General features: G+C 61.7%; 6 protein-coding genes. 2 read left to right on the top strand and 4 right to left on the bottom strand.

Annotation, left to right across the window (positions count from 1 at the left end):
* Window positions 1–131: 131 nt before the first annotated feature.
* From AC13EK_RS16365 to AC13EK_RS16355, 3 genes are all read right to left on the bottom strand, one after another.
* Complete coding sequence (locus tag AC13EK_RS16365; protein ID WP_483022275.1) at window positions 132–914, bottom strand: helix-turn-helix domain-containing protein; 783 nt, start codon at window positions 912–914, stop codon at window positions 132–134.
* 607 nt (window positions 915–1,521) lie between these two features.
* The gene (locus AC13EK_RS16360; RefSeq protein ID WP_483022274.1) at window positions 1,522–1,692 is read right to left on the bottom strand and encodes a hypothetical protein; all 171 of its coding nucleotides are present in this window, start codon (window positions 1,690–1,692) and stop codon (window positions 1,522–1,524) included.
* 118 nt (window positions 1,693–1,810) lie between these two features.
* Window positions 1,811–2,065: a type II toxin-antitoxin system ParD family antitoxin gene (locus AC13EK_RS16355; RefSeq protein WP_277788628.1), complete on the bottom strand. Its 255-nt coding sequence runs from the start codon at window positions 2,063–2,065 to the stop codon at window positions 1,811–1,813.
* Between the two features lie 243 nt (window positions 2,066–2,308).
* Between AC13EK_RS16355 and AC13EK_RS16350 the strand changes: the two genes are divergently transcribed.
* Both AC13EK_RS16350 and AC13EK_RS16345 read left to right on the top strand, forming a co-directional pair.
* Window positions 2,309–3,781 (top strand): mannose-1-phosphate guanylyltransferase/mannose-6-phosphate isomerase, encoded by a 1,473-nt coding sequence (locus tag AC13EK_RS16350; RefSeq protein ID WP_277788629.1) that lies wholly within the window; start codon window positions 2,309–2,311, stop codon window positions 3,779–3,781.
* Between the two features lie 31 nt (window positions 3,782–3,812).
* Window positions 3,813–4,634: a phosphotransferase gene (locus AC13EK_RS16345; RefSeq protein ID WP_277788630.1), complete on the top strand. Its 822-nt coding sequence runs from the start codon at window positions 3,813–3,815 to the stop codon at window positions 4,632–4,634.
* Between the two features lie 3 nt (window positions 4,635–4,637).
* Here AC13EK_RS16345 and AC13EK_RS16340 read toward each other — a convergent pair whose 3' ends face one another.
* The gene (locus AC13EK_RS16340; RefSeq protein WP_277788631.1) at window positions 4,638–5,804 is read right to left on the bottom strand and encodes a nucleotide sugar dehydrogenase; all 1,167 of its coding nucleotides are present in this window, start codon (window positions 5,802–5,804) and stop codon (window positions 4,638–4,640) included.
* Window positions 5,805–6,000: the final 196 nt, after the last annotated feature.

Raw genomic sequence — 6,000 nt, 5'->3', positions numbered from 1 at the left:
CCGACTTCGCGATATCCAGCCCAATCGTGACAATCTCACTCATCGTCCGTCTCCTCGCTCTTCAGCCGAGGCAGTCTGCCTCAGCCGGTGAGCGGGAGCCATCCACTCCATCGTTTAGCGTACCTTCCACGCTATGCCCTCTCCAGAGCCTCTTCGATCCGCGCCAATATCGCAGCCAGCTTGCCCTTTTCCATCGCCTTGCGCCGTTCGTGGGGACAGAGCGTCGCGCGCATTGCGGCCATATCCTCCTGCCGGTCCGCTTCGCGCTGAACCTGATCGTCGGGCAGGGGGGCAGGGCGCATCCAGCGCGGCAGATAGCGCTGCACGATATCGGGCAGGAAGGCGCGGTAGACGTTCGAGGTCTGGGCATAGCGCGGGCCGGGGCCGTCGGCGTCGACGCGCTTGAAACGACGTTGGCGCATCAGAAAACCGATATTTTCGAGGATGCGCAGCGATCGGGCCACGGTGGCGCGGCCCAGGCTGGTGGCGTCGGCCAGATAATCATAGCTGGGAAAGACCCGGCCCCGGTTGAGGCGGGACAGGGTAAGGATTTCCTCCAGCACGCGCACGCTGGCGGCGGTCAGCGTCGTCAGCAACTGTTCGGCGGTGGTGAGGACGCGGCCGTCGCACCGGGCTTCGCGGCGCAGCTGGCGTCCCGCGTCGAGGATGCGCCGGGCCGCACGCAGCAGACGGTCGGTTTCGCCCTTTGCCGGACTGGCGAAGAAAAGATGTTCGAACGTCCCCGCCTCCACACTGTCGCGCAGGACCGCCGCGCCGGTGGGATGAGGCGCGCCGGAGCGACTTTTGCGGGGCGCGTCCTTTGGTCGCCGGCCCGATGCTGCACCCGTTCCCGCGACCCCGACCACGCCACCCAGCGCGCCAGCCATCGCATCGCCAAAGACAAAGCTTCCCATTCGTCCCTCCACACAGGAGGACCGTCACCAGACAAAAAGAGGGCGTGGCGCGAAGCGCGCATCCTTGAAACAGGTTTCGATCTGGCGTAGGAAGAAGGGGTGTGATCCCGGTTCGACGTTTGGCGACGTCGCTCCACTACTCCAACGGATGCCCGGCCTTCGTGCCGGGCGTTCTTTTATGTGGTCACAGCCACCCCTTCATTCCAAAGTCCCCACCGGCAGGGCCGGCCAGATGATCCGGGACGGCCTGTCGCCTGCCCGGTCGGTTGATCCGACGGCATTGCACCGTCAGGGCAGGCATAATCGCAGCAAAAATCCTACATCGGAAGACATTGCAGTTCGTGCTTTCGCGTAGGAAAGCGGAAAATCGTTCGTGCTTTCGAATAGGAATGGCCAGCATATTCGTGCTTTCGAATAGGAATGGGCTGGGATCATTCGTGCTATCGGATAGGAATAGCGGTGGCCTATTCGTGCTTTCGAATAGGAATGAGCGGCGCAGGCACGAATCAGCGCGCCGGCAGGGGCGTGCGGTTCAAGAGCGTGGCGGAAAGCAGGGCAGGGCGGGCAGGCCTGGTCTATTGGCCAAGAGGCAGCCGAGGCGCGCGCTTCAGGTCGTTGCCCCCTCGATCGACACGGTAGGCGTGGAATAGGACAGCGGCTTCATCCAGGCATTTTTGGCGAGCGCGAAAAAGGGGAAGGCCATCAGCGACCGTTCGCCGCGGATCTCGCCCAGCAGCGGACTGTCAAGCTGGAACAATTCATTCTGCGCCGATGCCATTATGGTCGCTCCATCCCGGAAATCATGTTTTTTCTATTTCTACTCGAAAGCACGAACATGGCGCTTTGCCGCCTTTTTCCGTCCGGTCGGCGCGTCGGGCGCGATGGTGCCACGCCATTCATACCCCAGATAGGGGATTAATGTCAGACGCCACCAGTTGCGCCTGCTCATGCCGCGCGGTTGCATCGAAGGGCAGGGGGCCTCCCGCAGCTGCCGCATCTCCCAGTGCGCGAACGCGGGCTTCATGCTCCTCCAACAGGCGCAGCCCGGCGCGCACGACATCGCTGGTCGACCCATAACGGCCCGATCGCACCTGTTCGCTGACGAAATGACTGAAATGATCGCCGATGACGATGGAGGTGTTGCGCGCCATGATGCTCCTTCGCGGGCGGATGCAGAATGAAGGCTATACCAATAGATAATACAGGGCAATGCGATACATTTGATACCAAATAGATATCTTATGGATATCCTTTCAGCCATATCACTGCGTGCAGGAGAAGGGGCATATCGATCCTTTGCGAGCGGCAGAAAATCCAGATGCCGCATTGTCGCGGCAGGCAATCTGGGCATAGAGTTATGGCAGATGCCATGAAATGGTGTCAGGGGGATTTCGATGGATAACAAGGCACAGCCAGCAGCGGCAGGGTCCAACATGCGCATCACGCCCGTCATATTGGCGGGGGGATCGGGCACGCGGCTATGGCCATTGTCGCGCAAATCCTATCCCAAGCAGTTCGTGCCGCTGGTGGGGGATGCCACGCTGTTCCAGGCCGTCGCCCGTCGCCTGTCCGGCGCGACGGACGATTTTGCCTTTACGCGGCCGATGGTGCTGACCAATGCGCTGTTCCGTTTCATCATCGCCGAACAGCTGACGCAGGAAGGCATCGACCCCGACGCCATCCTGATCGAGCCGGAAGGGCGCAATACCGCGCCCGCCATATTGGCGGCCGCGCTGCATCTGGCGGCGCGGCAACCCGACGCCGTCATGCTGGTCGCGCCGTCCGACCATGTGGTGCCCGATGTCGCCGCATTCCACGACGCGGTCGGCAAGGGGCTGGCCGCGATCGACAGGGGCGATCTGGTGACGTTCGGCATACAGCCGACGCGGGCGGAAACCGGCTATGGCTATCTGGAGATCGCAAGCCGACCGGATGGATCAGGCGCACCGATCAGCCTGACCAGCTTTGTCGAAAAGCCCGATGCCGCCCGCGCGCAGGAGATGCTGGCGACCGGCAACTATCTGTGGAACGCCGGTATTTTCCTGTTCGCGGTCAGGGATATCATCGCCGCGTTCGAACGGCACGCCCCCGCCATGCTGGACAGCGTGCGCATGGCCGTCGAACAGGCGGAGGCCGATCTGGGCTTCCTGCGTCTGGCAGCTGAGCCGTGGAGCAGGGCGGACAATATCGCCATCGACGTCGCCATCATGGAGCGCGCCGACAATCTGTCCGTCGTTCCCTATGATGCGGGATGGTCGGACCTGGGCGACTGGGATGCGGTGTGGAGCCATATGCAGCCTGATGAAGATGGCGTATCGCTGTCGGGCGCGGCGACGGCGATCGATTGCCGCAATGTGCTGCTGCGGTCCGAAAGCGAGGGGCTGGAGATTGTCGGCCTTGGCCTCGACAATATCGTCGCGGTGGCGATGAGCGACGCGGTGCTGATCGCCGACAAGTCGCGCACGCAGGACGTCAAGAAGGTGGTCGAGGCGTTGCAACGCAAGGGTGCTGTGCAGGCGGAGACGTTCCCCAAGGATCACCGGCCATGGGGTTGGCATGAAAGCCTGCTGATCGGTGGACGGTTCCAGGTCAAGCGCATCACCGTGCTGCCCGGCGCATCGCTCAGCCTGCAAAGCCATTTCCACAGATCCGAACATTGGATCATCGTGGAGGGGACGGCGCGCGTTACGCTGGATAGCGATATTTCGGTGCTGACGGAGAACCAGTCCATATACATCCCGGTCGGCTCGCAGCACCGGATCGAAAATCCGGGCCGCATCCCCATGGTCTTCATCGAAGTGCAGACCGGCCCCTATGTCGGCGAGGATGACATCATCCGTTATGAGGACCGCTATGCGCGGGCATGACCGTGGCCACAGGGTCTGATAACAGGCCCGGATGAACGAACGGACGGCTCCCTATCCCTTCATCGCCAGAGGCGCGAGCGCGGAATTATTCGATATTGGCGGGGGGCACGCGCTCAAGCTGTTCCGCGACAGCGTATCGGACGAGATGATCGCGCGCGAAGCCGAAGCGTCCGCCCATGCGGCGGCATGTGGCGTACCGACGGCGGCAGCGATCGGGCGACAGACGTCGGACGGACGGCGGGGCATCGTCTATCCGCGGCTTGAAGGCGTGACGTTGATGGATTGGGTCCGTCGCAATCCGATGCGGGCAGGGTGGGCCCTGAACCAGATGGGTGAAGTCCATGCCACCATGCACCGGGCAAAAGGCGGGACGCTGCGGTCGCTGAAACAGGTGCTGGCGACCGATATCGCCTATGGCCCCGCGCCCGACACGCTGCAACGCGCGGCCATCGCCTATCTGGAGACATTGCCAAACGGGGACGCGCTGACCCATGGCGATTTTCATCTGGGCAATGTCATGATGACGCCGCAGGGGATGATGGTGATCGACTGGTCGAAAGCAGCGGCGGGGCATCCGGCAGCCGATGCGGTGCGATCCGAAATGCTGATGCGCTTTGGCATCGGGCCGAGCGACTGGGTGACAAACCTGTGGCGCGACTGGGCAGCACGGCGATTGCGCAAAAGTCATGCGACGGCATCGGGAGTCAGCACCCGCGACATCGAAGCGTGGCGGCCCGTTGTCGCGCTGGCCTGGCTGCGTGCGCGAGATGCCACCGGTCGAACGCCGGCGTTCATGCGTTATCTGGACGGGGCATTGCGCGGGAGCGGGATCGGCAGCCTGCGTCCCGAATGACGATCAATCCGATCCGAAAAGATCGCGGGTGAAGACCTTGTCCGACACATCCGCAACGTCGTCCGTCATGCGGTTGGCGATGATGATGTCACATTCCTGCTTGAACGCCGCCAGATCGCGGATCACGCGGGAACCGAAGAACATATCCTCCTGCATCGCGGGTTCGTAGATCACGACCTCGATGCCCTTGGCCTTGATCCGCTTCATGATGCCCTGGATCGAGGACTGGCGGAAATTGTCGGACCCGGCCTTCATCACCAGGCGAAAGACACCAACCTTCTTCGGGCGCTTCGCGATGATCTGGTCAGCCAGGAAATCCTTGCGCGTATGGTTGGCGTCCACGATCGCGCGAATGAGGTTTTGAGGCACTTCGGAATAATTGGCGAGCAGCTGCTTGGTGTCCTTTGGCAGGCAATAGCCGCCATAGCCGAAGCTGGGATTATTATAATGCGACCCGATGCGCGGATCGAGGCCGACACCGGTGATGATCTGGCGCGAATCCATGCCATGGGCGATGGCATAGCTGTCCAGTTCGTTGAAGAAGGCGACCCGCATGGCGAGATAGGTGTTGGCGAACAGCTTGATCGCCTCCGCCTCGCTGGGGTCGGTGAACAGGATTTCCACGTCCTTCTTCACCGCGCCTTCCAGCAGCAATTCTGCAAAGATGCGGGCGCGTTCCGACCGTTCGCCCACGATGATGCGCGACGGGTGGAGATTGTCCTGAAGCGCTTTCCCTTCGCGCAGGAATTCGGGGGAGAAAATAACCTGATTGGTGTCGAGCCGCTGGCGCACATCCTCCACGAAGCCGACCGGCACGGTCGATTTGACGACGATGGTCGCGGCGGGATTGGCCGCCTTGGCCGTGCGGATCACGGCTTCGACCGATGAAGTATCGAACTTGTTGGTGCCCACATCATAATTGGTGGGCGTCGCGACGATCACATAATCGGCATCGGTCAGTGCCTGTTCCGCGTCGAGTGTCGCCGTCAGGTTCAGCGGGCGCGTAGCAAGAAACTCTTCCAGTTCGGCGTCGACGATCGGCGACTGGCGCGCATTGAGCATGTCGACGCGAGCCGGGGTGATATCGACCGCAGCCACTTCATGATGCTGCGCCAGCAGGACAGCATTGGAAAGCCCGACATAGCCGAGGCCGAAAACCGCGATCTTCATTGTTCGTCTTTCCCCGCATCACGCGAAACCATCGGCACACCGGAGCAGCATATGGAAGCCCCGGATCGGCCCCTTGCCATCCCTGCGACGGATGCGATCGACTTACAACCGTTCATCGCGGACTTGCCGGATGCTTTTTTCCCTTTTGCTGAAAATATATGTGATAAAGGACATTATCACATATAAATACATCCGG

This window comes from Sphingobium sp. L-44 (genome assembly GCF_056859495.1).
This window is presented reverse-complemented; position numbering and strand designations above follow the sequence as displayed.